Raw genomic sequence first — 22,614 nt, forward strand, 5'->3', positions numbered from 1 at the left:
ACACCGCAATGGAAGACCTCAATTTTCAGCACAAGGCCCGCGCGCGGGCTGGCGGCAGCAGGAAGAGCGCGATCATCGGCGTGGTGGCTTCCGGCAATCTGGAAGTGCTGGCCGAGCGTGTATTGCCGGACGGCGAATGCCGGCTCGAGATCAAGACCGCGGCCGTCGGCTTCGGCGACGTCTGGCAGGCCGTCGTCGCCGATTTCGTCGAGCGATATTCCCCGGGCGGACTGAAATTCTCCATCAATGACGGCGGCGCGCGCCCCGATACCGTTTCGCTGCGCCTGGCGCAGGCCGTTCGTTTGATCGAGGAGGACGGCCAATGACCGCGCCGATCAAGCATGGCGTGCAATTCCCGGCAGAGCGGGCACGCACGACCAGCTTCAATGAAGCATCCGCACGAATGCGGCTCGAGCTGTTGCTCGATGCCGGCAGCTTCCTCGAATTCATCGGGCCCGAACAGCGCGAAGTCAGCCCGCACCTGAAGATATTCGACCTTCCCGAGCAGTTCGACGACGGCATCGTCGTTGGGCGCGGCCGGCTCGACGGCGCGCCGGTGTTGGTCGCGGCGCAGGAAGGCCGTTTCATGGGCGGCGCCTTCGGCGAGGTGCATGGTGCGAAGCTGGTCGGACTGTTGCGGGCGGCGCGGGAAATCGAATCGATCCCGGTGCTTATTCTGTTCGACACCGGAGGTGTCCGGCTTCAGGAGGCGAATGCAGGCGAGCTTGCGATTGCGGAGATCATGCGGGCGGTGATGGAAGCGCGCACCGCAGGCGTCAAGGTCATCGGCCTGATCGGCGGACGTTCGGGCTGCTATGGCGGCGGCGGATTGATCGCGGGCTGCTGTTCGGCACTGGCGGTGTCCGAGCCGGGCCGCATCGCGGTATCAGGGCCGGAAGTGATCGAGACCAATCGCGGCGTGGAGGAATTCGACTCGCGCGACCGCGCGCTGGTCTGGCGCACCATGGGCGGCAAGCACCGCCGGCTACTCGGCGCCGCAGACGTTTTTACCGATGACACCGTGCAAGGCTTTCGCGACGCCGCGTTGCGACTGCTCGATGTGGTCGGGCCGTACGGTCTCGACAAGCTGAAGGCCGAGCAGATCCGCCTCGCAGACCGCCTGAGGAGTTTTGGCGCCTGCGAGGATGCCGTCGATATCTGGACGGCCGAGGGCATCGTCCATGCTGAAGACGTGCCTGAACTGCCTGCCGACCAGTTCATTGCGCTTGCCGACAATATCGGGAGGACCAGCCGTGACGCTCGATGAAGTTCTCGCCTCGCTGTTTCCCGAAGGCCATGATGTGAAGAACGACGGCGGCGTCGTGTCCGGGTCGGCGACGCTGCGATCCGGTAACAAGGCGCTCGTGATCGGAGTGGCAGATCGCGCTCCGCTTGGGGTCGACGAAGCCATCCGGCTGTCACGCCATGTGCTGGATTCCCTCAGCGAAGGAAGTGGCCCGATCCTCGTGCTGGTCGACAGCGACAGCCAGCGCATGAGCAAACGCGATGAGCTGCTCGGCCTCAACGAGTTTCTCGCCCATCTCGCCAAGACGCTGATCTATGCGGACATGAATCGCCGGCCGGCCATCGGCATCCTTTACGGCCATTCGGCTGCCGGGGCGCTTCTCGCCACCGGACTTGCCACCCGCGTGCTGGTGGGCGTGCCCGGCGCCACGCCGGCGGTGATGGATCTGCCTTCGATGTCCAAGGTCACCAAGCTGTCGATGGAAGCCCTACAGGAGAAGGCCAAATCCACACCGGTGTTTGCGCCGGGGCTGTCGAATCTGTCCCGAATGGGCGCGGTTCATGTGACCTGGAACGATGCCGTTCCGCTCGCTGATCAGCTCGACACCTTGTTGCTCAACATGCCCGATGTGCACGACCGGCGGGACGTCATCGGCAAGGAGCGTGGCGGCCGCATGAAGGCGGCCGAAATTGCGGAGCGGGTCCGTGACCTTGCCTTGCACTCCCAGTGAGCGTCCGGCCGGACGGCACGATCTCGTGTTCGTCAGCCCAAAGGGCTGGCGCACGATGCTGGCCGCGCGCGACGATCTTGCTGAGGATGCTCTGATAGCGCGCTGGCCCGAGCAAGGGTGGCCGACGATCCGGCGGCGTGCCATGCCGGGTGAGCCGTCTGGCGTTGCGCTCGGCCTTCCGCTGCCGCCCTCAGCCGGAAAGAAGCGGCTCTGCTTTCTCTTGCAAGCCGGCGACGTCCTTTCGGTTGTCCGGCCGCCTTCGCTCGATGACGTGCGCCGGTCGGCGCCGCCTGCCTGGCAGCTCACGCTAGACCGCCTCGGCGAACTCGCTTTCCGGCATTCGATAGAGGCCCGGGTGTTCGGCAGCCTCGCCTGGTGCGCGCTCACCGGGCTGGACTACCTCACCGGCCGCTCCGACCTCGACGTGCTGCTGGATGTCCGCCGCGATACCGATCTCGATTGCCTGGCCGCTGACGTTGCCGCCGTCGAAGCCGATGCGCCCATGCGCATCGACGGCGAATTGAAGCGCCACGATGGCGCCGCGGTGAATTGGCGCGAGTTTCACGCCGGCGCAAGTGACGTGCTGGTGAAGCACATCGACGGCGTCTCCTTGCTCGATCGGCGCGACTTCATGTCTGGAGGAGCGCTCCGATGACGGCCGTTCTGGCATATGACGCGCAGCTTGCTGTTACGCCGCAAGTGCAGACAGACGGAGACGTCCGCCCGATTGGCGACATTGCTGCCGACTGCCTTCTCCTTGAACTGGAGACGTTTCCAAAACCCGGTCTCGTCAGCCATATCGACAATGGCAGCCATGACGACATGGATGTCGGCACGTTTCGCGCGAGCGCGGCGGCGATCAAGCCTTACTTGCAACAGCTCGCCGACGTGGCCGCGCAGGGCTGCGACGTTGGAGAGCTGAGGGCGATCGGCATGGAGGCGGAAGGCGCCATGTTCGCGGCCACCTCCGGCATCAACACCCATCGCGGCGCCATCTTCGGTCTCGGCCTGTTATGCGCCGCGGCCGGCGCAAGAGCGGGCGGACTGGTCGAGCCCGGGCTTTCGCTGGGCGAGGTCGTCGCGCGCCGGTGGGGCCGCAGCATCCTCGATGGCCCGGTGCTGTTGCACAGCCACGGCACCGCGGCCCGACGCCAATTCCATGCCGGGGGTGCGCGCGCCGAGGCCGCGAGCGGATTTCCGAGCGTCTACCGGATTGGCCTGCCGTCCCTGCGGCGTGCGGCGCGCGTCCTGCCGAGAGATCCCGAAGCCGCGCGGGTCGAAGCATGCTTTGCGCTGATCGCCTCCGTCGAAGATACCAATCTGCTGCATCGCGGCGGTCTCGATGGCCTTCGCTTTGCGCGCAAGACCACCCGGATTTTTCTCGATCAGGGCGGCGTTCGCCGGTCCGGCTGGCGCGAGCGCGCCTGTGCGGTTCACAGCGATTTCATTGCCAGGCGCCTCAGCCCGGGCGGGTCGGCCGATCTGCTGGCCATGACGTTGTTCGTCGATGCCCATGAAAGACCGAGCCAGTGATATCAGATGCGATCGTCATGGCGCTTGCGCCGGTCTTCTTCGTCCTGCTACTCGGTTATGCCGCCGGAAAATTCCGTATAGTCGATAACCGAGAGGTCGACGGCTTCAATTCGCTTGTGATGGATTTTGCGTTGCCGGCGGCGTTGTTCGCCGCGACGGCATCGGCATCGCGTCATCAGATGATCGAGCAGGCGCCGCTGTTCCTGGTATTCGGACTGACGATCCTCATCCTTTATGCCGGATGGTATCTGGCCGTTCGGACGTTCTCCGATGTCTCGAGATCAGATGCATCGCTTCAGGCGCTGACGATCGGTCTTCCGAACCTCGCCGGCGTCGGACTGCCGATCCTCGTTTCAATGAACGGGCCGACGGGAGCGGTTCCGGTGGCCGTCGCGTTGGCGTCCGGTTCGGTCTTCGTCAGTCCGCTTGCACTGCTCATCGTCGAGATCGCCGCAAGCAAGGCGCAGGGCGTGGAAATGTCGGCAGGGCAGATCCTGACAGCGCTCCGCAGGGCGGTGACAAAGCCCGTCGTCGTGGCACCGACGCTCGGCATTCTGTTTTCAGTGTCCGGTCTGGAACTCGGCAGACTCGCCGACGCCTGTCTGTCGCTGATCGGCAACGCCGCCGCCGGCGTTGCCTTGTTCCTGACCGGCCTGATCCTCTCGGCGCAAGCGTTCCGGCTCGACTGGAAGATCGTCGCGGCGACCGCTGCCTCGGATATCATCCGGCCGCTGCTTGCCGTTGCCGTGGTCTTTTTCTTTCCGATTTCGTCTGCGGCAGGCAAGACCGCAATCCTGCTTGCTGCGGCACCGTCCGGATTCTTCGGCATCCTCTTTGCCGTCAACTATCGGATGGATTATGCGACGGTGGGATCGATGGTGGTCGCGAGCACGGCGTTCAGCATCGTCACGATGGCCATCGCTATTGGCCTGCTCTTTCACTAGGCGCGGATGATGACGCTGGCGATCTTGTGTTCAGGGCAGGGCAGGCAGCATCCGGATATGTTCGCATTGACGGGCGGTGCGCCGGAAGCGGCAGGCCTGTTTGCGCACGCGGCCAAACTGCTTGGCAAGGATCCCCGCGATTTCGTCCGCGGCGAATCCAGCGAAACCGTGCATCGCAATCGTGCCGGCCAGATCCTGTGCACGGTACAGGCGCTGGCCGCCGCGGCCGCGTTACGTGACGCCTTGCCCGGCCGAATCATTGTCGCCGGCTATAGTGTCGGCGAGGTCGCGGCATGGGGCGTTTCAGGTGTGTTCAATGCGATGGACACGCTCGACCTGGTCGCTCGCCGTGCCGAAGCGATGGATGCCGCCACACCGCCCGGTGACGGCCTGATGTTCGTGCGCGGCCTTTCCCGCAGCGATATCGATCGCCTGTGCGAGCGTCATGGTGCCGCAGTCGCTATCGTCAATCCCGGCGATGCCTTCGTCCTCGGCGGAAGCCGCACGGCATTGCGGGCGATCGCATCGGAAGCGAACGCGATGTACGCCAGCCGGGTAGTCGATGTGCCGGTGGAGGTCGCCTCGCACACCAAACGGCTTGCCCCGGCCTCCGCCGTGTTCCGTGAGAGCTTGTGCGCGATATCTGCGGCATTTCCCCCAGCCGCAGGAACGCGCCTCCTGAGTGGCGTGGACGGCGCGACAGTCCTCTCCGCGGAGACTGGCCTCGACAAGCTGGCAGCGCAGATTTCGCAAACGGTGCAGTGGGCGAGCTGCCTGCAAAGCTGCGTGGAAGCAGGCGCGACGGCTTTCCTCGAGCTCGGCCCGGGTCATGCATTGAGCGAGATGGCGGCGGGCGCCTGGCGCGATGTTCCGGCGCGATCGCTGGACGATTTCAGGAGTTTGCAGGGAACGCGCAACTGGCTCGCGCAGCATGTCGGCCGCTAGTCGGCGCTCAAGAGTCTTTGGTTAGATCCGGCGACGTTGAATCGTCTTGATGTCAAGCCGACAAAAAAGTGGGGCCGTCCTTCGGCGGGGGGACCAAGGACGGCCCCTAGAGGCTCGTATGCCCGGGAGGGGGAGGCTCGAGCCGAAAAGAGGTCTGAATCGCTACATCTGCATCATCGCAGATTGGGCGTCTTGCGTATTTCGCGAACCCAAGACGTTTCCCATTTCGCATGATCGGTCAAAGTCGGATCCTCGTGCGGAGGATTTCCTTGGAGGATTGACCGCCAAGTCGTTCTTGCTGGCGCAGCGCCAGCGCGCCGGCGTTTCGCCGGTGATGCGTTTGAAGACGGTCGAGAAATGCGCCTGCGTGCAGAAGCCGACCGCCAATGCGATTTCGGCCAGGGGCATTTCGGCGCTCGACAGCAGCGACTTGGCGTGCTCGATGCGCTGATGCAGGAGATATTCGCGCGGGCGATATCCTGTCGCGGCGCGGAACTGCGCAGCAAAGTGCATGCGGGACAGCCCTGCGACCCTGGCGAGGTCGGCGAGGCTGATGCAGCGGTCGAAATGATCCTTGATGTATTCCTCGACGCGCCGCAGCCGCCATTTCGGCAATGCATTGACCTTGGTGCGCGGGAATTCGAGCCGGCCCAGATGCATCGCCAGCGTCTGGCCGATGCATCGCGCAAATCGTTCGTCGGCCGGACTGCCTTGCTCGGTCAGCGCCCTCGCGAGCTGCTGGGCAAAGGAATCGCGCAGCAGGACGAGGTCGTTCAGACCCTCCGCCTCAAGCGGGGCCCTTGCCGGCGGCTCCGCGGGAAAGTAGCCGACGGAAACGTGAAAGTGCAGGAAGTCGCACGGCGCGTGAAACTGGGCGCTGAGCTGCTTCGACGGCGCGCCGACATAGAGCGTGCCCGCCGGCATGATGCCGTCAAAAATGGTCTGGCGTTCCCTGGACAATTTCAGCCGCGTTGTCTTCAGGGCCACGCCGATGAAATATCGATCCGCCGGCGTTGTCGCTTCGGCGCTTCGCAGCGTGTCCCTGGCGTCGGTCCAGCGCGAGATGGAGATGTCATCGGCACCGACGCCCGGCTCCAGCCGGCGCCAGGCTCGTTCAAGGGGGAGGGCCTTCGCCCTCTCCGGCGTTTTCGGCTCCAGCGAATCGTCTGGAAGATCGGCCCAGGCGCGGCCCGCTTGCATGTCGTTCAGCATCGTTCTGTCCCTTCCGGGCTGCGCTGGCGATCGCCGGCGAGCCCATGAATTCAACATTCGATGCCAGGAGGATACGTCCGCCCCCGCCATTAAGCGCGTTATCGATGCTTAAGGACTGTTAGATTTTGCAAATGCACATATACCGGCCGGGCAGCCAGGATAATGTAAATCATCAAATAAATTCAATGCCTTATATCATATTAAGGTCGCGGACAAAAGTGTTAAGATGCTGCACGGCAACAGCGTCGCCACGATTGTTCGCCTTGTCGGCGATCCCGTGGTCGTGATGCACCAAAGGACGAATTTGCGGGCCGGTATTTCGAACCGCGCGGGCTTTTGCAAAAACGCACGAAGCTTGCGCAATAGCCCGTATTCTTACGGAGATCGCCGATTACCGCATACGCGGGGAGACGTTGATGCCGGGCGCGAGGCCAGGCACGATTTTTTCCGGCGACGGTATGTCGGGCTGATTTGAATAGGGAATCGTCTCGGCTTCGGGGCGCTGTCCGGACGTATCTTGCAGGCAGTTCGGGCGCGGCGGAGGCCCGCCGCTGAACAGGTCGTAGATCGGGTCGACAAGATTCGCGCGGATGCGGCCGAGCCAGCCGGGGGGAACGTCCGCAGCAGGCTGGCGGATCGTCACCGTCGCCGTCATGCCGGAAACCAGCGGCACGCCTGACGGCACCGTGTCGATGGCAAGGCGGACCGGCACCCGCTGGGCGAGGCGCACCCAGGTGTAAATCGGATCGACGTTGGGCAATCCTTGCGTGCCCGCCGTCGCGTTGGACACGCTGACGCCGCGGGTAACGGTCTTCACATGTCCAAGGATCGGCTGCGCGTAACCCATGAGCTGGGCCTCGGCGCGATCGCCGACGCACACATTGGCCATCTTGGTTTCTTCGAAATAGCCGTCGATCCAGAAGCTGTTGGAGTCGATCACGGAAATATTGCTGGCGCCGGTGACGGCATAGTCTCCGACCCTCAGCAGAAGGTTGGTGACATAGCCGTCGACGGGACTGACGATCCTTGTCCGCTTCAGGTTCAATTCCGCCTGCGCGAGTTGATGCACGGCCGCCTCATAGGCCGCCTTCGCCTGCACGGCGGTACCGGCGTAGATCTGTTGCTCTTCGGGCGTGGTCGCGAGATCGGACAGATGCTGACGCCGGGTGGATTCGGCCTGCTTGACTTCGAGATCTGCGGCGCGCTGGTTGACCTGCGCCTTGTCGACGTTGACCGCGACCTGGAAGTCGAAGGGATCGATCACGTACAGGACATCGCCCTTGTGGACGAACTGGTTGTCGGCGACATGCAATTCGACGATCTTGCCCGAGACCTGCGGCGCGATATTGGCGACCTGAACGCGGACACTGCCGTTCCGGGTCCAGGGCGCGCTTACATAGTGCTGCCAGGTGAGAAGCGAGATCAGGATGGCGACCAGCGCGATGGCGAGCGTCGCAAGGTGTTTGCCGGCCGCGCGGGCAAGGCGCTTGACGGCATCAAGCCTCGCTGTCTTCGGCGGGGCTGCTCCCACGGGAGGCTGACCGCCATCCGGCATGCGGTTGGTGGTATCGCGTGCCGCGGGCTCCAGGACGGGGGCATCGGCATCGCCGGTGAGAGCGGTTTCAGCCTGCGGTTTGCCGTTCGGTGCGGCTTGATACAGGGACATTGCGGCGTCCATGACGATTCCCCTAGAAAAGCAGCGTGAGCAAGCCGAACAGCGTGACGTAGACGCTGAGTTCGGCCAGAGACGGATTGCTGAAGAAATTTGAAAAGCCCACGAAGTGAAGCAGCGGGCGCAGCAGCAGGAAGAGCATCAGCGCGACCACGGCATAGGAGACGATGGGCGCAACCAGGACGCCGCCAAGAATGAGCTCTCGATAGGTGTGCGTCATGATCGTTGCTCCTGAATGGATCCGATCGCAGGCTCTGACGGGATGAACGCGACGCTTGTCAGGACGAGCGCAGCGCAGGCCGGATCGGCGTTCAGGCCGCGTTGTGTTGCGGTTTCGCGCAATGTCTCGGCGGCCCCCCGGATTTCATCTGCATTCCGCCCGGTGAGCGCGGCGCGCGCGGTATTCGCTGCATCGGCGAGCGGCCCGGTTGCCAGCCGATCCAGTTCGGCACGGCAGCGCCGCAGTGCCGCAGCGCTGTCGATATAGCGCATGGCCGCTTCGACGGCCGGCTGATTCGACGCGGAGGTGCCGCTTGCGGCAACGATCTGCTGGATCCAGGTGGCGTCGCGAAACGCGGCTTCTTCCGGCGCAAGACGCAGGCGCCGCCGAAGATCGACTCGCTTGATCTCGTTGCGGGCCGCATCGATCAGCAGCCGCAGCCGGCGATCGTTCGACAAGGGAGGGATGAGGACTTGAGCCGCGAATGTCAGGATCGCGCCGAGACAGGACAGGAAGCAGGTAATGATAAAAACATTCGGATCGTAGCTCTGAGGGTTGGACGGTGCGAAGATGGCCAGGGTGAAGATCAGGCTGAGCCGGCCCAGCGATGAGAGCAGCAGGTTGGGCAGCGAGATCAGCAGCGAAAGGCCGATCACGACAGGCGCCAGACCGATGGCCAGGAGCTGGAACTCGGACACGCCGTTGAAGACGAAATATTTCAGGATGCCGGCGATCAGGCACGCGATCGGCGTGGCGATGACCGCCATCAGCGTGAACTTGCGCGGATCGGGCGCCGTTGCGCCGAGGCCAATGATGATCGCCACAAGCGACAGGGCGACTTCGGCCGTCGGCCAGCCCATCGCCGCAAGGAGCGCGGCAACCAGCATGAAGGCGATGGCGGCCCTGATGCCGCTCTCGACCGCGATCCGGCGCGAGCGGAAGAGGGGCGCGCGCCAGCGCAGGGCGGGGCGCGTACCCGCCCGCAGCGCATCGAGGCTACCGCGTATGTCGGCTTCCTTCCGGAACAGCTCTTCCCTGAGCCAGGTCCGGCAAATTTCCAGCAAACCGGATCGGCCGCCATCCCGTCGCGCCAGATGCGAGCCTTGTGTGGCTCCGACGGGCAGCATCGCCAGTGCGCGAGCAAGGAACAGCAGGGAAGCAAGGTCCACCATCGCGGACTGTGCCGCAGTGGTTCTTGCCGTTCCATCGTTCGATTCCGGCGCCAGGCTCGCGATGTCCGGATGGACGGCTGCGATTTCGCCCAGCAAGCTCGCCGACACGGCCGTCGGCATCGCTTCGCCGCGAAGGGCATCTTCTGCAAAAGCCATGACTCGCCGATGCAGTGCTTCGAGACGCATGGCCAGAACGGGATGATAGTCGGGCGCAGCCAGAACGTCGTTGATCAGCGCGACCGCCAAAACACCAACCGTAAGCGCCGCGCCGCGCGCAACACCCGCCGGGAAAACCATCTGCGGGCTGTCGATCTGCTGGATGGCAATCAGCGCAACGGTGATGCAGCACAGCGTCGCGGCATAGGCCCGGTTGCCGTCGAGCATTCCGGCGAAATACACGCAAAGCCCGACCCAGGCGCCCAACACGGCCAGAAGAAGACCATTGGTTTGCGAAAAGATCCCTGCGATCGCAATCGAGGCGGCGACGCCAATAACCGTCGCGAACAGCCGGAAGCCGGCCTTCTCCAATCCCTGGCCGCGGGTCGGCAAGGCGAGAATCGCCACGGTGATCGCAGAGCTCATCGGAGATTCGAGCTGAAGCCAGAAGGCGGCATAAAGCGCGAGCAGGCAAGCCAGCCAGATTCGAATCGCGAACGCCCACGAGCTTGCAGGAAACCCGGCGAAAGTCGGCGGGCGCGGTGCGACGGCAGCGGCACTATTGGCATTCACCTGCATTGGTGCATCATCCGCCGCACCGGGAGCGTGCAGCGACCCCACGTCGTTAAGTCTGGTGCAGTATGAGGTTGTGCTTCAGGCTCGTATTTCCGGTCCGCCACCACCTTGCGGGAATGCACGTCGGGCTCAGGAAGCCGTGATTGCAGCCGTTGTGCTGAAGGCTGGACTATCCCGGCGTGTGCCCTGCCAATGCTTCTTCGAGGCGGCGGATGATCTCGTCGCCGCCGGCTGGCTTGTTGAGATAGCAATGGGCGCCTGCCGACATCACTCGCTGGCGGACGGTTTCGGTGGGGAACGCCGTCATGAAGATGATGGGGAACCGGCGGCCCGAAGCAACCAGCTTCGCTTGCAGTTCGTCGCCGGTCATCACCGGCATCTGAATATCAGCGATCATGCACGCGGGATCTTCGCCCGGCCGCTCCAGAAAGTCGGTGCCCGACCCATAGGTGCGGGCCTCATAGCCGAGCGAACGGATCAGGCTTGCGAGCGATGTGCGCACGCCCTCGTCGTCGTCCACGATTGCAATCACTGGGGTCTTGGCCATCGGCGCCCGCCTTGACCGTCAAACCGAACGGGAACAAAAACGTCTCCCGGGGCGCGGTCGGTAGCCTGTTATGCACCCCGGGACGCCTTGCCGAAAATTATACTCAGGTTTGGTCCGTATTACTCCGGGTTTGGGATACGCCGAGCGCCTCGGCCTTGCGGACGAGATCGGCGAGCGAACGGACTCCCATCTTGCGCATGACGCTGCCGCGATGAATTTTCACCGTGATCTCGCTGAGGCCGATCAGGCCGGCCACCTGCTTGTTCATCAAACCGGCGGTGACATAACCCATCACCTCGCGCTCGCGTGCCGTGAGCGTCTCGTACTGCGCACGAAGATCGTCCTTGGCGGCGGATTGGCTGCGGCGCTGCGCGTCGCGCTCGAGCGCCGCCGACACCGCGTCCAGCATGTCCTGGTCGCGAAATGGCTTTGAGAGAAAGTCGACCGCGCCGGCCTTCATCGCGCGGACCGACATCGGAATGTCGCCATGGCCGGTCATGAAGATGATGGGAAATTCGATACCCTGCCGTGAGAGCTGGCCTTGCAAATCCAGCCCGCTCACGCCGGGAAGCCGGACGTCCAGCACGATGCAGCCGGGACCGTTGGGAAGCGATCCGCCGAGCAATTCGGCGGGTGAGCCGAATAAACGGGTTTCAAGGCCGATGGACCGGAACAGGCTGTCGAGCGAGGCGCGAATGGCCGCGTCATCGTCCACGATCATGACGACGGAGTTTTGCGCCGGCGCGGCTCCAGAAGTTCCTTTTTCGCTCGGTCGTGTCATTATGCAACATGCTCTTGGGCCACGGGCAGCGTCAGGCGGAACGTCGCGCCGGAACCGGGCGTGCTCTCCGCCGACAACTGGCCTCCATGAGCTTCGACCGTCGTCCGGCAGATCGCAAGCCCCATGCCCATACCGCCCTGTTTGGTCGTGAAAAATGGCTCAAAAAGCCGCGGCAGGTCGTTGGGAGCAATGCCCGGGCCCGTGTCCTCCACCGTCACGGCAAAGCTTCCGCTCTCATCAACGCTCGTGCGTAGCGAGACGATGCGAGGCCCGTTCTGCTTCGACATGGCCTGGCCGGCGTTGACCATGAGATTGACGAGCACCTGTTGAAGCTGGATGCGGTCGCCGCGAACCCGCAGCAGGTCCGGTCCAGCCTCGATGTTCAGCGTGACATGGTCCTTCCAAAGTTCGCGCTCGACCAGCTTCGCCGCTTCCGAGATGATCTCGGCTATTTCATGGGATTCCTGCTGCACCGGCTGCTTCTTCAGAAAGGCCCTGATGCGGGTGACGATCTCGCTGGCGCGCCGGCCTTCGCCGACGACCCGGTTGATAGCGGCTGCGACTTCCTCCAGATTGGGCACGTCGCGCCGCAGCCAACGCATGCCGGCCTCGCCGCTGGTCACGATCGCCGCCAGCGGCTGGTTGACCTCATGGGCGATCGAGGCGGTCAACTCACCGAGCGTGGCCACGCGCGAAGCATGCGCAAGCTCCGCCTGCGCGGCAAGCAGCGCGTCCTGGGCCTGCCTGCGCTCGGTGATGTCGACAACGAAGGCGAGTACGTTGCGATCGCCATCGGATTGGGCAGGAAAGGTGATCGTAAACAGTACCGGAACCCTGCGCCCGTCGAGGCTGACCAGTTCGGTTTCGCCCTCGTAGAAGGGATCGCCTTGAGCGAAGGCCACCAAGGCTCTGAAGAAGGTGCGGTCGCTTTCGCCCAGGAGCTTGTCGACGCTTTCGCGGAAGGCCGAAGCGCCGTCGGCACCCACCATCTTTTGCAGCGCCGGGTTGACATCGATGATTCTGGCGAGCGGTCGCGCGCTGCGGACAAAGTCCGGATTGTGCGCGAGATAGTCGGCGATGTTCGCCTTGTCGAGGTTCAGCGCCTGTAACGCGGAGCGGATGGCGCTCCAGTCTTCCTCGAGTACGCCGACGCGGCTGGCATTGAACATCCGTCGATAGCGCCGCTCGCTTTGTACCAGCGCGGCATGGGCCGCCTCGCGGTCGGTGACGTCGGTGAGCGTCTCCAGCACGTCGCGCGGCTCGCCGAGGTGATCGTATTGCACGGCCCAGCGGGCTTCGATCGCCAGAACCGCGCCGGATTTGGTGCGCTGCTCAAGCCGGCCTTCCCAGCGGCCTTTGTCGATCAGGGTATTTTCGACTGCCTCGCGCGGTTGGGAGTAGACCGTCTGCAATAGCTCGTCCGCCACCCGCCCGATGGCTTCGTCCGCGGACCAGCCGTAGGTTTCTTCCGCGCACCGGTTCCAGAACGAGATGACGCCGCCCCGATCCCGGACGAAGATCATGTCATGGGAGAGGTTGAGCAGGCGCGCCTGCGCAGCAAGGCGCTTGGTCGCCGTCTGATTCTGTAGCGCCAGCAGCGTCGTGATCGCGATGGCTGCGAGACTGACGGACGCGCGCAGGGCAGCCGAATCGATCACCTCAAAGCCGTGCGACAGGCCGTACGCCGCGACGGTGAGTACGGCGCAGCCTATTGCCGCAATGATGATGTCGTCGCGCCGCGTCGTCTTCGCCGCCAGCAGGATCGCAATGACGTAGCTTACCGCCACCGCGCCCTCCCAAGGCGTGAGGGCGTCGATCAGGAAAACGGCAAAAGCGAGAACGGCGGAGCAGAGCCGCAAACCGTTACGGCTCATGGGCACACCCGCGAGCATTGTCGTTACCGCAGTTGGACATGTTGTCATTTCGGCCGTTTGATGCCGCGATTTCAGCGTTCCGGCAACATGGCGACGAATGCTTTTCGTGCACTCGTGGAATATTTCCTGCGATGATTGAATCCACCGTCGCAGTACACATTACACGGCATTTTGATGCGATCATACCTAGGTATGATGTGGCCAAACCGACAATCTAGCGGCCTAACCGCGCGTAGAATGGAGCGTATAGACCAGCGGGCTACCTTGCGATCACAGCTTCCGGAACAAGCCGATCGGCTCTCGGATCTGCAACTGGGCAAGGAGATACGGCCATGTCGCTGCTGACGTCACCCGCACAAATCACTGGCAACGAGGTCGAGGTCGTCGACCTCCGGTCGATCGACCTCTCGGGAGTAGATCGCCGCCGGCTGCAGCGCTCGAAACTCCCCGCTCGTTTTGCCAAGGACGGCATCACGCTCTCGCTGGAGCACCTCGACGTCGCTCTGGCCGTGAGGGCCGAGAAGGAAGATGCGAGGGACGACGGCATTCCCTGCTTCAAGGTATCGGCCAAGCGCCTCGATCAAAATTCCGCCATCGCCAAGGCGGCGCCTGTCCCGGAAAAGTCCGACGACCCCGTCATTCAGCGCCTTTCGGACGCACTCGCCGCCGCGGAAGCCGCGCGCGATCCGCACTCCGCCATCTGCGCCGATGCCCTGCGCCTTGCCATCCTCACACGGCAGTTCAGCCAGGCCGATGCCGGCGCAGGCGAGGCTTCCACCGGCCGCAACGTGCGGTCGCTGCAAAAATGGCGCCTCAAGCGCGTCATGCAGTATATCGACGAACGTCTCGGCGGAAAGATCACGTTGCAGGATCTCGCCGAGGTCGCCGGTCTTAGCCGGATGCACTTTGCCGCACAGTTCCGGGCCGCCATGGGCATGCGGCCCCACGAATATCTCCTGAAGCGCCGGATCGAACGCGCCGAGGAATTGCTCAAGCGGGCCGAAGTCTCGCTCGTCGAGATTGCTCTGACAGTCGGTTTCCAGACCCAGGCGCACTTCACCACGGTGTTCAAGCGTTTCGCCGGCGACACGCCGTATCAGTGGAGGAGCGCGTATCTGACGCAGTCCGCGCCGCTGCCGCCAGCACGAATGAGCCTGTCGTGACCGGGCTCGGCATTCACATATGGCTTCTGTCGCTGATCGGCATACGTTCGGCGGCGACGTACCACGAAGTGGCCGCGATGCTTGGAATGATCCACATCTTCGGCAACGCCTATCGATTGGCCTCTTCAGGCATCGTTTCGAGCGGCGTGTACGGGCGATTTACGCTGGGTTTTTGCCGCACTCTTGTTGCGGGCGCGGTAAACCATCTCGCATCGAACGGCTTCGGTCATGCCCTGCGTTCACGGGGACAGCATTTGCTGGCTTTAAGTTCTGCAAAATACGCGCTCCATTGGGAGATCGGCTGAAGCGCGCGCGGCGGCCAGGACAAAATTTTCAGAAGCCGGAGCGAAGTGTTGCATCAGCGCCAGCCGAGGGCTGGTGCGACGTGAGTCAGAATCGATTCGATCACATGCGCGTTGTATTCGACGCCGAGCTGGTTGGGGACTGTAAGAAGCAGCGTGTCGGCTTCGGCAATGGCTTCATCTGCCCTTAGCTGCTCGATGAGGGTGTCCGGTTCGGCGGCGTAGCTGCGGCCGAAAATGGCCCGTGTCCTTTCGTCGATGAATCCGATCTGGTCTTCGTCCGCGCCGCCGCGTCCGAAATAGGCCCGATCGCGATCGTCGATCAGCGCGAAGATGCTGCGGCTGACCGACACCCGCGGCTCGCGCGCGTGGCCCGCCTCCTTCCACGCAGCCCGGTAGGCGCGGATTTGTGCGGCCTGCTGCACATGGAAAGCCTCGCCGGTCTCGTCATTCTTGAGCGTCGAGCTCTGCAAATTCATGCCCATCTTTGCGGCCCAGACGGCCGTGGCATTCGAACCGGCGCCCCACCAGATCCGCTCACGAAGGCCTTCGGAATGCGGCTCCAGGCGCAGCAGCCCGGGTGGATTCGGAAACATGGGGCGGGGATTTGGCTGGGCAAAACCCTGGCCGCGCAAGAGATCCAGAAAGACTTCCGCGTGACGGCGCCCCATGTCGGCGTCACTCTCGCCCTCGGCGGGCTGAAAGCCGAAATGGCGCCACCCGTCGATCACCTGCTCGGGCGATCCTCGGCTAATGCCGAGCTGCAAGCGTTGACCGGCGATGAGATCGGCCGCGCCGGCGTCTTCCACCATGTAGAGCGGGTTCTCGTAGCGCATGTCGATCACAGCCGTGCCGATTTCGATGCGGCTGGTCTTTGCGCCGACGGCCGCCAACAGCGGAAACGGCGAGGCGAGCTGGCGAGCGAAGTGATGCACCCGGAAATAAGCTCCGTCCGCACCCAGTTGATCGGCAGCAACGGCCAGGTCGATGGACTGCAACAGGGTATCTGCGGCCGATCGTGCTTGCGATTGCGGGGAAGGCGTCCAGTGACCGAACGAAAGGAAGCCGATCTTCTTCTTCATAAAGGCAGTCAATCTTCGAAAGCGGGTTCAGGTTGGCGTCGAGCGGGCCGAGGCGGTGATTGTCACGCAGCCACTACCCGCTTTTCCGGCCGTCAGGTTAGCCCCGGCTAACTCACGTTTTCGTGGGCGCCGCCGGGAGCATCGTGCCAGGCCTGCGTAAAGAGACTTGATCGGGGAAGCTTTTGTGTTATTATTTGAACGGTCGGTCGGATTATTATTAAGTCGCCTTGCAAGGGCGAGGCCGGCTGTCGAATTGGGAGGGAGAGCGATGAACGTGATGCCGCGCGCGTCGCAGTGGTCGGAATTGATCCGACCGGACCGGGTGCATGGCTCGCTTTACAGCGATCCGGCCATTTTCGAAGCCGAGCTCCAGAACATCTGGTATCGCACCTGGGTCTATGTCGGCCACGAGAGTGAGGTGCCGAACGCCAACGACTACGTCGTCAAGTCGATCGGCCCGCAATCGGTGATCATGACCCGCGACGAGCAGGGCAAGGTCAACCTCCTGCTCAACCGCTGCTCGCATCGCGGCAACCAAGTGTGCTCCTACGAAAAGGGCAACGCGCGTTCCTTTACTTGTCCTTTCCATTCCTGGACCTTTGCCAATGACGGCCGCCTCGTCGGCTATGCCTTTCCCGACGGCTATGAAGGGCAGGACAAGTCGCAATTGGCGCTCGGCCGCGTCACACGCGTCGAATCCTATCGCGGCTTCGTATTCGGCTCCTTCGCGGCGGAAGGGCCGACGCTTCGCGAGCATCTCGGCGGCGCGATCGAGACCATCGACCGCCTGGTGCGCACCTCGCCGGAGGGCGAGGTGGAAATCACCGCCGGCTTCCTCAAGCACCGCGTGAAGGCCAACTGGAAGTTCATCCTCGAGAACGAGTGCGACGGCTATCATCCGGCATTCGTTCACACATCGATCTTTGGCGTTGCCGACAGCATGATCGGCAAGCTTTACGGCGGCGCTTCCACCGCGCTGACGCGCGACTATGGCGAGGGCCACACGGAAATCGACCTGCGGCCGGAATTCCGCAAGCGCGACGCGCCGATGAGCTGGTTCGGCACGTCGGCCGAGCGGCTGCCGGACTACACCGCGCGGATGAAAGCTGCCTATGGCGAGAAGGAAGCGCGCGAGATCATGATCGACGGCGTGCCGCATGTCATGATCTTCCCGAACCTGTTCATCGCGGAAATCCAGATGTTCGTGATCCAGCCGCTGGCGGTCGACGACAGCGTGCAGCACGTCACCGCGCTACAGTTCAAGGGTGCGCCGGATCTCAACCGCCGGCTTCGCCAACAGACCATGGGCTCTGTCGGGCCGGCCGGCTTCCTCCTGGCCGACGATTCCGAAATGTACGAACGCTGCCATCGCGGCGTGCTCGCGCGCAACCCGGAATGGATTTTCCTCGGGCGCGGCGAGAAACGCGAGCGCACCGATGAGGCGGGATTTACCGTCGGCCACGTTACGGACGAAGTGCCCTCGCGCGGCATCTGGCGCCACTATCGCAAGCTGATGGAGGCGCGCTGATGCTGTCGCGCGAGAGCAGCGCCACGTTGCTGGATGCGGTCACCGCCTTCATCTACCGGGAAGCGCGTTTCCAGGACGAGCATCAATATGAGGCCTGGGAAGCGCTGTGGACCGATGACGGGGTCTACTGGGTGCCGGCCAACGGTGCCGATATCGACCCCGACAAGGAGATGTCGATCATCTATGACAACCGCTCGCGCATCGCGCTGCGTGTGCGCCAGTTGCTGACCGGCAAGCATTTTACGCAAACGCCGCAGTCACGGCTGCGGCGGCTGGTGTCCAATATCGAACTGCTCGACCCGCAGCCCGGCGGCGATATCGCGGTCGGCAGCAACAGTATGATCTTCGAGTCGAGCCTGCGCGACGACACGATCTGGGCAGCCCGCAACGAATATCGCCTGCGCCATGTCGATGGCGAATTGCGGATGGCCTACAAGAAGGTAATTTTGGTCAACAACGAGAAGGCGCTCTACACGCTTTCATTCCTGGTGTGACGAAAACCATGATCGACAAGGGACCGGTCCTGCTCGACATTTCCGACGGCATCGCGCGGCTGCGGCTCAACCGGCCGGATGCCGCCAACGGCATGAGCGTCGAATTGTTGAGCGCGCTGTGCGACGCCATCATGGCTTGTCATGGCCACCCGGATCTGCGCGTGGTGCTGCTGAGCGGCGAGGGTGCGAATTTCTGCGCTGGCGGCGACGTCCGCGCCTTTGCGTCCAAGGGCGAGAAGCTGCCGGACTATATCCGACAAGCAACCGCCTATTTGCAGAATGCAGTGACCGGTCTCTTGCGCCTGGAGGCTCCGGTGATCGCATCCGTTCAAGGCTTTGCAGCCGGCGGCGGCGGCTTTGGTCTCGTCTGCGCCTCCGACATCGTGATCGCGGCGGAGTCCGCAAAATTCCTGGCAGGTGCGACCCGCGTTGCGATGGCGCCCGATGCCGGCGTTTCCGTCACGCTCTCGCGCCTGGTCGGCCTGCGGCGCGCGATGTCGATCCTGCTGACCAATCCGGTGATCTCCGCGGCTGAAGCCCTTGAGATGGGCATCGTCACCAAAGTCGTACCCGATGCAGAGCTGGCAAGCGCCTCGCTGGCCTTCGCGCAGGAGCTCGCGGCCGGTGCGCCGAAGGCACTGGCGGCGACCAAGCGGCTGGTCTGGGCCGGCACCGGTACCAGCATCGAGCAGTGCCTGTCGGAGGAAGCGCGAACGGTCTCCGAATTGTCGGGGACGTCAGATGCGCGCGAAGGCCTCGCCGCCGTGATCGAGCGGCGCAAGCCGAAATTTTTGGGGCGCTGACGCGTGCCGGCCGCCAGTCCGCTTCCCTTTGGACGGCTGGACGGCCGCCGCGCTTTCGTGTCGGGCGGCGCGCAAGGCATTGGTGCAGCGATCGTGCGAAGCTTCGCCGCGGCGGGTGCCAAGGTCGTGATCGCCGATCTCGATGCGGCACGTAGCGGCGCCGTCGCCACGGACGCAGGCGCGACCGCGGTGCGCCTCGACGTCAGCGATGCCGCCGGGGTCCGAGAGGTCATGGCCGCGCATGGCCCGTTCGACATCGTCGTCAACAACGCCGGCATCGACCAGCACGCCTTCTTCACCGACACCTCGGCGGAAGACTGGTTCAAATTGATCGGCGTCAATCTGGTCGCCGTGCTGGCTTGCATCCATGCCGCGCTACCAGCGATGCAGGCGGCAGGTTTTGGCCGCATCATCAACATCACGTCGGAAGCCGCGCGGCTGGGTTCGAAGGGCGGCGCGGTCTACTCCGCCGCCAAGGGCGGGGTGATCGCCTTCACCAAGAGCATCGCCCGAGAGAATGCGCGTTACGGCATCACGGCCAACGCGATCGCACCGGGACCGATCCGCACGCCGATGCTGGAGCAGGCGGTAGCCGAGGGCGGCGAAAAATTGCGGCGCGCCATGACGGAGGCAACGCTGCTGCGGCGGCTTGGCGAACCCGAGGAGGTTGCGGCAGCGGCGCTGTTCCTCGCCTCCGATCAGGCGGCCTACATCACCGGCGAAACACTCGGCGTTTCCGGCGGCATGGGAATCGGCGGATGACACAGGCGGATGGCGATATCGCGCTCGATTCCGTCGAACGCGCGATCAGGAAGATCCAGACCGTGTATGGGAACTGGAGCCGCCAGACGACGGTGGCCCAGATGCGCAGCGATTGGGATGCGGCGTTCTCCGGCTGCACGGTGCCGGTGTCCTGCCGGCTGGTGTCCGCCGGCGGCGTCGACGGCGAATGGATCGTCCCGGCCGATGCGCCGCGCGACAAGGCGATCCTTTACTTCCACGGCGGCGGCTTTCGTCTCGGCTCCATCGCTTCGCATCGCGATCTGATCGCGCGCATCGCGGAGGCCGGCGGTTGCCGCGCGCTGGCCATCAACTATCGCCTGGCGCCGGAGCATCGCTTTCCGGCCGCGCTGGAAGATGCGCTCACGGCCTATGCGTGGATGCTGGAGCAGGGCCTTGCGCCCAAAGACATCGCGCTTGCCGGCGATTCCGCCGGAGGCAATCTTGTGCTCACGACGATGCTCAGCCTGCGCGACCGCGGCGAACCGCTTCCCGCGGCGGGCGTGCTGATGTCGCCCTGGACCGATCTCGCCGCAACCGGCGGGAGTTTTCAAAGCCGAGCCGGCGCCGATCCGATCCATCAGCGGTCGATGATCCTGGCGCTCGCAAAGGGCTATATCGGCGAGGGTGGCGATCCCCTTAACCCGCTCGCCTCGCCACTGTATGGCGACCTCAAGGGCCTGCCGCCGCTTCTGATCCATGCCGGCGACCGCGAGACCGCGCGCGATGACGCCACAATGCTGGCGGAGAAAGCAAGGGCTGCCGGCGTCGATGTCGAACTGAAAGTCTGGGACGGCATGATCCACGTCTTTCAGATGTTTCCCGAAATCCCGCAGGCGTGGGAATCGATCACCGTTATCGCGGCCTTCCTGCGCCGGCACCTTTGCCTTGAGGTTGAGAGGGCAGGATGAATGTCATGAGCGATCTCCGCCACTCGAACGAAGCCGAGTTTCATTTCGCCGAACCGCCCAACCTATCCGAGGAGCTGCGGATGCTGCGCGAGCAGGTCCGCCGCTTCGTGGAAAAGGAAGTGGTGCCGCATGGCGAAGCCTGGGAACGCGAGGGCAAGATCCCGCGCGAAATCTTTCGCCGCATGGGTGCGCTCGGCTTTCTCGGCATGCGCCATGAGGCCGAACATGGCGGCACCGACATGGGGCCGCTCGCCTCGATGGTTTTTGCCGAAGAACTCGGGCGCTCCACCTTCGGTGGGTTCACCTCATCCACCCTGGTGCACTCCGACATGTCGGCGGTGCACATCACCCTGCGCGGCACGCCGGAGCAGAAGCGGAAATATCTGCCCGCGATCATTCGCGGCGAGACGATCTGCTCGATCGCGGTAACCGAGCCCGACGCCGGCTCCGACGTTGCCGGCCTGAAGACGCGAGCCCGCCGCGACGGCGACTTCTGGGTGATCAACGGCGCAAAAATGTTCATCACCAACGCCGTCTATGGCGATATCCTGATCGTTGCCGCGCGCACCGATCCCGCGGCCAAGGGCAGCCGCGGCATTTCGCTGTTCATTGTCGAGCGTAACACGCCCGGCATCTCCGCAACGAAACTCGACAAGCATGGCTGGCTTTGCTCGGACACCGCCGAGATCGCCTTCCAGGACGTGCGGATCCCGGCCGAGAACCTGCTCGGCGAGGAGAACCGTGGCTTCTACGGCATCATGGAAACGTTTCAGAACGAGCGGATCTGCATCGGCGGCATCTGCGCCGGCGAATCCGCCAAGGCGATCGAGCTGACGACCAACTATGTGAAGACACGCCAGGCCTTCGGTGGCCCGCTGTGGAATCAGCAGAGCGTACGCCTGAAGCTGGCATCGCTTGCCGCCAAGGCAGCGGCCGCGCGGGCGCTGTCCTATCACGCCGCCGAACTGGCCGAGGCCGGAAGGCCCTGCGAACGCGAGGTGTCAATGGTGAAGGCGTTGTCGCCCGAAGTGCTGCATGAGGTCGTGCACGGATGCCTGCAACTGCATGGCGGCACCGGCTTCATGCGGGGAACGCCGATCGAGCGCATGGTCCGCGACGCGCGCGTCTTGACCATCGGCGGCGGGGCCACGGAAGTGATGCTCGAGGAAGTCGCCAAGCGGATGTAGGCGCCGCTATGCGGTGGTCGGCTTTCCCTGACCGACGGCGCGTGCGGCAACCTCGGGCCTGAGCCGCCAGTCCGGACCAAAATCTCCCAGCGGATGGAAGAACAGCGGCTCGGTCGTCTCGATCTGCGCCAGCCTTGCGCCGTATTCGTCGAGATAGCGGCGACGGGTTGCTTCATCGACGAAATTGACCGACCACGACACAAAGGGCGGCAGCACGTTGCAGCCCGCATAGGCCAGTGCGCCGTTCTGGATCGGCCACAGGATGACATCGAGCGCACCGACCAGCCCGTCCGCTGCGCACATGCCCGGATAGGCCGCGGTGCTGGTCACGACCATGGCGCGGCGGCCGTTGAGGCCGCCGGTGTCGTAGCGGCGCCCGCTGCCATAGACCGCGCCGTTGACGAACACGCGATCGAGCCAGCCCTTCATGATGGCGGGGACCGAAAACCACCACAGCGGAAATTGCAGGATCAGCATGTCGCACCAGAACAGCTTTTCGATCTCGCCGGCGATATCCTCGCTCAGCGTGCCGCGTTGGTAGTTGTGTTTCTGCTCCCGGTCATATTGCAGCCGGTCGGGAAAGCGCCGCTCGCCAAAATCGCCGGCGGTTGCGACCGGGTCGAAGTTCATGGCGTAGAGATCGGAGATCCTGACCTCGTGTCCGTGCGCGGTCAGCACCTCGACCGACCGCGCAAGAAGCGCAGCGTTGAACGACTGCGATTCCTGGTGGGCGTAGACGATCAGGACCTTCATGGG

At 63.9% G+C, this 22,614-nt stretch carries 24 protein-coding genes; 15 read left to right on the forward strand and 9 right to left on the reverse strand.

The genetic code is table 11. From position 1 onward, the window contains the following. The first annotated feature begins 8 nt into the window (after positions 1–8). From mdcC to JQ628_RS00310, 7 genes are read left to right on the forward strand one after another with little or no spacing between them, the layout of a single operon-like run. A complete protein-coding gene (gene mdcC / locus JQ628_RS00280) occupies positions 9–326 on the forward strand; it encodes a malonate decarboxylase acyl carrier protein (RefSeq protein WP_212217465.1) in 318 nt (105 codons plus the stop codon). Continuing rightward, positions 323–1,267, forward strand: a complete 945-nt coding sequence (locus tag JQ628_RS00285) for a biotin-independent malonate decarboxylase subunit beta (RefSeq protein WP_212217468.1) — start codon at positions 323–325, stop codon at positions 1,265–1,267. Before mdcC ends, JQ628_RS00285 begins: the two co-directional genes overlap by 4 nt. Then, on the forward strand, positions 1,254–1,976 hold the full coding sequence (gene mdcE / locus JQ628_RS00290; protein ID WP_212217470.1) for a biotin-independent malonate decarboxylase subunit gamma: 723 nt from the start codon (positions 1,254–1,256) through the stop codon (positions 1,974–1,976). The genes JQ628_RS00285 and mdcE overlap by 14 nt, the downstream gene beginning before the upstream one ends. Further along, a complete protein-coding gene (mdcG, locus tag JQ628_RS00295; protein WP_212217472.1) occupies positions 1,951–2,631 on the forward strand; it encodes a malonate decarboxylase holo-[acyl-carrier-protein] synthase in 681 nt (226 codons plus the stop codon). Before mdcE ends, mdcG begins: the two co-directional genes overlap by 26 nt. Beyond that, positions 2,628–3,509: a triphosphoribosyl-dephospho-CoA synthase MdcB gene (gene mdcB / locus JQ628_RS00300; RefSeq protein ID WP_212217474.1), complete on the forward strand. Its 882-nt coding sequence runs from the start codon at positions 2,628–2,630 to the stop codon at positions 3,507–3,509. The genes mdcG and mdcB overlap by 4 nt, the downstream gene beginning before the upstream one ends. After that, positions 3,506–4,453 carry an AEC family transporter gene (locus tag JQ628_RS00305; RefSeq protein WP_212217476.1) on the forward strand — a complete coding sequence of 316 codons (948 nt, stop codon included), beginning with the start codon at positions 3,506–3,508 and terminating at the stop codon, positions 4,451–4,453. The genes mdcB and JQ628_RS00305 overlap by 4 nt, the downstream gene beginning before the upstream one ends. Positions 4,454–4,462: 9 nt before the next feature. Next, a complete protein-coding gene (locus JQ628_RS00310; protein ID WP_212217478.1) occupies positions 4,463–5,398 on the forward strand; it encodes an acyltransferase domain-containing protein in 936 nt (311 codons plus the stop codon). Between the two features lie 162 nt (positions 5,399–5,560). Here the strand turns inward: JQ628_RS00310 and JQ628_RS00315 are convergent, their stop codons facing one another. From JQ628_RS00315 to JQ628_RS00345, 7 genes are all read right to left on the reverse strand, one after another. Next, positions 5,561–6,610 (reverse strand): helix-turn-helix domain-containing protein, encoded by a 1,050-nt coding sequence (locus tag JQ628_RS00315; protein WP_212217480.1) that lies wholly within the window; start codon positions 6,608–6,610, stop codon positions 5,561–5,563. 391 nt (positions 6,611–7,001) lie between these two features. Further along, complete coding sequence (locus JQ628_RS00320) at positions 7,002–8,288, reverse strand: biotin/lipoyl-binding protein (RefSeq protein WP_212217482.1); 1,287 nt, start codon at positions 8,286–8,288, stop codon at positions 7,002–7,004. Positions 8,289–8,298: 10 nt separating this feature from the next. Beyond that, positions 8,299–8,502 (reverse strand): DUF1656 domain-containing protein, encoded by a 204-nt coding sequence (locus JQ628_RS00325; protein WP_212217485.1) that lies wholly within the window; start codon positions 8,500–8,502, stop codon positions 8,299–8,301. Beyond that, complete coding sequence (locus JQ628_RS00330; RefSeq protein WP_212217488.1) at positions 8,499–10,409, reverse strand: FUSC family protein; 1,911 nt, start codon at positions 10,407–10,409, stop codon at positions 8,499–8,501. Before JQ628_RS00330 ends, JQ628_RS00325 begins: the two co-directional genes overlap by 4 nt. A 166-nt stretch (positions 10,410–10,575) precedes the next feature. Continuing rightward, a complete protein-coding gene (locus JQ628_RS00335) occupies positions 10,576–10,953 on the reverse strand; it encodes a response regulator transcription factor (RefSeq protein WP_212217492.1) in 378 nt (125 codons plus the stop codon). A gap of 103 nt (positions 10,954–11,056) precedes the next feature. Then, complete coding sequence (locus tag JQ628_RS00340) at positions 11,057–11,734, reverse strand: response regulator transcription factor (protein WP_212217495.1); 678 nt, start codon at positions 11,732–11,734, stop codon at positions 11,057–11,059. After that, positions 11,734–13,608, reverse strand: a complete 1,875-nt coding sequence (locus JQ628_RS00345) for a PAS domain-containing sensor histidine kinase (protein ID WP_212217500.1) — start codon at positions 13,606–13,608, stop codon at positions 11,734–11,736. Before JQ628_RS00345 ends, JQ628_RS00340 begins: the two co-directional genes overlap by 1 nt. A 332-nt stretch (positions 13,609–13,940) precedes the next feature. Between JQ628_RS00345 and JQ628_RS00350 the strand changes: the two genes are divergently transcribed. Further along, positions 13,941–14,771 (forward strand): helix-turn-helix domain-containing protein, encoded by an 831-nt coding sequence (locus JQ628_RS00350; protein ID WP_212217503.1) that lies wholly within the window; start codon positions 13,941–13,943, stop codon positions 14,769–14,771. Further along, positions 14,768–15,076: a hypothetical protein gene (locus tag JQ628_RS00355; RefSeq protein ID WP_212217506.1), complete on the forward strand. Its 309-nt coding sequence runs from the start codon at positions 14,768–14,770 to the stop codon at positions 15,074–15,076. The genes JQ628_RS00350 and JQ628_RS00355 overlap by 4 nt, the downstream gene beginning before the upstream one ends. Positions 15,077–15,129: 53 nt before the next feature. Here the strand turns inward: JQ628_RS00355 and JQ628_RS00360 are convergent, their stop codons facing one another. Continuing rightward, entirely contained in the window at positions 15,130–16,155 is a 1,026-nt protein-coding gene (locus JQ628_RS00360; protein WP_212217510.1) for an LLM class flavin-dependent oxidoreductase, read from the reverse strand. 268 nt (positions 16,156–16,423) lie between these two features. Between JQ628_RS00360 and JQ628_RS00365 the strand changes: the two genes are divergently transcribed. The 6 genes from JQ628_RS00365 to JQ628_RS00390 are packed head-to-tail and all read left to right on the forward strand — an operon-like array spanning position 16,424 to position 21,858. After that, complete coding sequence (locus JQ628_RS00365; RefSeq protein WP_212217513.1) at positions 16,424–17,683, forward strand: aromatic ring-hydroxylating oxygenase subunit alpha; 1,260 nt, start codon at positions 16,424–16,426, stop codon at positions 17,681–17,683. Beyond that, a complete protein-coding gene (locus JQ628_RS00370) occupies positions 17,683–18,177 on the forward strand; it encodes an aromatic-ring-hydroxylating dioxygenase subunit beta (protein WP_212217516.1) in 495 nt (164 codons plus the stop codon). The genes JQ628_RS00365 and JQ628_RS00370 overlap by 1 nt, the downstream gene beginning before the upstream one ends. An 8-nt stretch (positions 18,178–18,185) precedes the next feature. Beyond that, entirely contained in the window at positions 18,186–18,980 is a 795-nt protein-coding gene (locus JQ628_RS00375) for an enoyl-CoA hydratase/isomerase family protein (RefSeq protein WP_212217520.1), read from the forward strand. Between the two features lie 3 nt (positions 18,981–18,983). After that, positions 18,984–19,742, forward strand: coding sequence for an SDR family NAD(P)-dependent oxidoreductase (locus JQ628_RS00380; protein WP_212217523.1), 759 nt, complete (start codon positions 18,984–18,986; stop codon positions 19,740–19,742). Further along, positions 19,739–20,671, forward strand: a complete 933-nt coding sequence (locus JQ628_RS00385; RefSeq protein ID WP_212217526.1) for an alpha/beta hydrolase — start codon at positions 19,739–19,741, stop codon at positions 20,669–20,671. Before JQ628_RS00380 ends, JQ628_RS00385 begins: the two co-directional genes overlap by 4 nt. A 5-nt stretch (positions 20,672–20,676) precedes the next feature. Beyond that, on the forward strand, positions 20,677–21,858 hold the full coding sequence (locus tag JQ628_RS00390; protein WP_249127372.1) for an acyl-CoA dehydrogenase family protein: 1,182 nt from the start codon (positions 20,677–20,679) through the stop codon (positions 21,856–21,858). 6 nt (positions 21,859–21,864) lie between these two features. Here the strand turns inward: JQ628_RS00390 and JQ628_RS00395 are convergent, their stop codons facing one another. Continuing rightward, the gene (locus JQ628_RS00395; RefSeq protein WP_212217532.1) at positions 21,865–22,611 is read right to left on the reverse strand and encodes an NAD(P)H-dependent oxidoreductase; all 747 of its coding nucleotides are present in this window, start codon (positions 22,609–22,611) and stop codon (positions 21,865–21,867) included. Positions 22,612–22,614 lie beyond the last annotated feature (3 nt).

The sequence above is a fragment of the Bradyrhizobium lablabi genome (assembly GCF_018129385.1).
Taxonomy (GTDB): domain Bacteria; phylum Pseudomonadota; class Alphaproteobacteria; order Rhizobiales; family Xanthobacteraceae; genus Bradyrhizobium; species Bradyrhizobium lablabi_C.

What these genes read in the sequence shown, in the direction of transcription:
- mdcC (WP_212217465.1), top strand. Translation starts at nt 9, where the DNA reads ATGGAAGACCTCAATTTTCAGCACAAGGCCCGCGCGCGGGCTGGCGGC.
- JQ628_RS00285 (WP_212217468.1), top strand. Translation starts at nt 323, where the DNA reads ATGACCGCGCCGATCAAGCATGGCGTGCAATTCCCGGCAGAGCGGGCA.
- mdcB (WP_212217474.1), top strand. Translation starts at nt 2,628, where the DNA reads ATGACGGCCGTTCTGGCATATGACGCGCAGCTTGCTGTTACGCCGCAA.
- JQ628_RS00310 (WP_212217478.1), top strand. Translation starts at nt 4,463, where the DNA reads ATGACGCTGGCGATCTTGTGTTCAGGGCAGGGCAGGCAGCATCCGGAT.
- JQ628_RS00315 (WP_212217480.1), bottom strand. Translation starts at nt 6,610, where the DNA reads ATGCTGAACGACATGCAAGCGGGCCGCGCCTGGGCCGATCTTCCAGAC.
- JQ628_RS00320 (WP_212217482.1), bottom strand. Translation starts at nt 8,288, where the DNA reads ATGGACGCCGCAATGTCCCTGTATCAAGCCGCACCGAACGGCAAACCG.
- JQ628_RS00325 (WP_212217485.1), bottom strand. Translation starts at nt 8,502, where the DNA reads ATGACGCACACCTATCGAGAGCTCATTCTTGGCGGCGTCCTGGTTGCG.
- JQ628_RS00330 (WP_212217488.1), bottom strand. Translation starts at nt 10,409, where the DNA reads ATGCAGGTGAATGCCAATAGTGCCGCTGCCGTCGCACCGCGCCCGCCG.
- JQ628_RS00335 (WP_212217492.1), bottom strand. Translation starts at nt 10,953, where the DNA reads ATGGCCAAGACCCCAGTGATTGCAATCGTGGACGACGACGAGGGCGTG.
- JQ628_RS00340 (WP_212217495.1), bottom strand. Translation starts at nt 11,734, where the DNA reads ATGACACGACCGAGCGAAAAAGGAACTTCTGGAGCCGCGCCGGCGCAA.
- JQ628_RS00345 (WP_212217500.1), bottom strand. Translation starts at nt 13,608, where the DNA reads ATGAGCCGTAACGGTTTGCGGCTCTGCTCCGCCGTTCTCGCTTTTGCC.
- JQ628_RS00350 (WP_212217503.1), top strand. Translation starts at nt 13,941, where the DNA reads ATGTCGCTGCTGACGTCACCCGCACAAATCACTGGCAACGAGGTCGAG.
- JQ628_RS00360 (WP_212217510.1), bottom strand. Translation starts at nt 16,155, where the DNA reads ATGAAGAAGAAGATCGGCTTCCTTTCGTTCGGTCACTGGACGCCTTCC.
- JQ628_RS00365 (WP_212217513.1), top strand. Translation starts at nt 16,424, where the DNA reads ATGAACGTGATGCCGCGCGCGTCGCAGTGGTCGGAATTGATCCGACCG.
- JQ628_RS00370 (WP_212217516.1), top strand. Translation starts at nt 17,683, where the DNA reads ATGCTGTCGCGCGAGAGCAGCGCCACGTTGCTGGATGCGGTCACCGCC.
- JQ628_RS00375 (WP_212217520.1), top strand. Translation starts at nt 18,186, where the DNA reads ATGATCGACAAGGGACCGGTCCTGCTCGACATTTCCGACGGCATCGCG.
- JQ628_RS00385 (WP_212217526.1), top strand. Translation starts at nt 19,739, where the DNA reads ATGACACAGGCGGATGGCGATATCGCGCTCGATTCCGTCGAACGCGCG.
- JQ628_RS00390 (WP_249127372.1), top strand. Translation starts at nt 20,677, where the DNA reads ATGAGCGATCTCCGCCACTCGAACGAAGCCGAGTTTCATTTCGCCGAA.
- JQ628_RS00395 (WP_212217532.1), bottom strand. Translation starts at nt 22,611, where the DNA reads ATGAAGGTCCTGATCGTCTACGCCCACCAGGAATCGCAGTCGTTCAAC.